Consider the following 2,171-nt stretch of genomic DNA (forward strand, 5'->3'; position numbering starts at 1 on the left):
CGATCAGATGGGCAGTGCGATCAGATCGTGGCCCTCGGCGCCGACGATTCGGGCCCGGGTGAACTCGCCCACCTTGAGCGTCTTGCTGATCTTCTCCGGCGGCAGCAGCCGCACGATGCCGTCGATCTCGGGCGCATCGGCGTAGCTCCGGCCAACGCCGCCCTTTCGACCCATGGCCGGCGCCGAATCGACCAGCACCTGCATGGTGGCGCCGATACGCTGGCGCAGCTTGGCGATTGAGGCGGCTTCGGCGACTTCCATGAAGCGCGCACGGCGGGCCTCACGCTCGGCCTCGGGCAGCATCCCCGGAATCTCATTGGCGGCGGCACCCTGGACCGGGCTGTAGGCGAAACAGCCGGCACGGTCGATCCCGGCCTCGCGGATGAAGTCGAGCAGGTGCTCGAACTCGGCATCGGTCTCACCGGGGAAGCCGRCGATGAAGGTGCTGCGGATCACCAGCTCGGGGCACACCTCGCGCCAGCGCGCAATGCGCTCAAGGTTCCTCTCGCCGCTGGCCGGACGCTTCATGCGCCTGAGCACATCCGGATGGCTGTGCTGCAACGGCACATCGAGGTAGGGCAGCACCTGGCCAGTGGCCATCAGGGGGATGACCTCGTCGACGCTCGGGTACGGGTACACGTAGTGCAGGCGGACCCAGGCGCCGTAGGGCTCGGCGATCTCGCCCAGCGTTCGCACCAGTTCGAGCATGCGGGTCTTGACCGGCTTGCCGTCCCAAAAGCCGGTGCGGTACTTGACGTCGACCCCGTAGGCCGACGTGTCCTGGCTGATCACCAGCAGCTCGCGCACGCCGCCCTCGAACAGCGCCTTGGCTTCGGACAGCACATCGCCGACCGGCCGTGACACCAGGTCGCCACGCATCGACGGAATGATGCAGAAGGTGCAGCGGTGGTTGCAGCCTTCGCTGATCTTCAGGTAGGCGTAGTGCCGCGGGGTCAGTTTCAGGCCCGCGATGCCGAAGGCCTGGGGAACCAGGTCGATGAACGGGTCATGCGGCTTGGGCAGGTTGGCATGGACCGCATCCATGACCTCCTGGGTGGCATGGGGGCCGGTAACCGCCAGCACGCTCGGATGCAYCTGGCGCACCAGGTTGCCGCCCTGTTCGCCGGTCTTCGCGCCCAGGCAGCCGGTGACGATCACCCGCCCGTTCTCGGCCAGCGCCTCGCCGATGGTGTCCAGGCTCTCCTTGACCGCGTCGTCGATGAAGCCGCAGGTGTTGACGATCACCAGGTCGGCGCCCTCGAAGGTCTTGGAGGTCTGGTAGCCCTCGGCGCTCAACTGGGTGAGGATCAGTTCGGAATCGGTCAGGGCCTTGGGGCAGCCCAGGCTCACGAAGCCGACTTTGGGGGCCGGCGGCGCGGCAGTTCGTTCAGGGGAGGCAACTTCGCTCATATCCGCCTATTGTCCCAGCTATCGGACGCCCGGTCTCAATCAGGGGCGTTTGAGGCCGAAAGCGCCCAGCACCTGCTCGGTGTTCTTCTGCATCTGCTCCTGCATCTGCAGGAACACGTTCTTCGACTGCTCGACGTAGTTGCCCATCAGGCCCTGGAGCACCGGCGACTGCGCCGCCATGAACCTGGCCCACATCTCGGGCGACAGGCCTTCGGCCTTTTCGCTCAGCTGAGCCTGAACCTCGGACATCGCCTGGATGTTCTTTTCGAGGTAGGGCCCCATGTAGCTCTGCATCGCCTGGCCATAGAAGCGGATGATGCTCGCCAGCACCTGCTCCGAGAACATCGGCGCTCCGCCGGCCTCTTCCTCGAGGATGACCTGCAGCAGGATGCTTCGCGTGAGGTCGTCGCCGGTCTTGGCATCGCGGACCACGAACGAAGCGTTGTTCATGACCAGCTGTTTGATCTCGGCAAGTGTGATGTAGCTGGAGGTTTCCGTGTCGTAGAGCCTTCGGTTCGGATACTTCTTGATCACCCGCTGGACCGGCTTGTCGCCGGACTTCTTGCTCTGCACTAGAAACTCCTTCATGTTGGGCGCCAGGGCGCGCGAGCAATTCTAGGGAGCGGTTTTGCTGCACCGCGCCAAGGTTTACCCTGACCGGGATTGCCCCACGGGCAGGCGCCGAGCCCAGGCTAGTCGAGCGTGGTGGCGTATTCGGCGCCGCAGACCTTGCAGGCGCCCGATTCGGGACGGTCGTCGGT

General features: G+C 65.3%; 2 protein-coding genes. Both read right to left on the bottom strand.

What is annotated here, in order from left to right; translation table 11 throughout:
* Nucleotides 1-3: 3 nt before the first annotated feature.
* On the bottom strand, nt 4-1,410 hold the full coding sequence (gene rimO / locus AC1DY5_RS52515) for a 30S ribosomal protein S12 methylthiotransferase RimO (RefSeq protein ID WP_478122164.1): 1,407 nt from the start codon (nt 1,408-1,410) through the stop codon (nt 4-6).
* Nucleotides 1,411-1,449: 39 nt separating this feature from the next.
* Nucleotides 1,450-1,998, bottom strand: coding sequence for a polyhydroxyalkanoate synthesis repressor PhaR (gene phaR / locus AC1DY5_RS52520; protein ID WP_478122165.1), 549 nt, complete (start codon nt 1,996-1,998; stop codon nt 1,450-1,452).
* Nucleotides 1,999-2,171 lie beyond the last annotated feature (173 nt).

The organism is Variovorax sp. P4_D9, assembly GCF_056401695.1.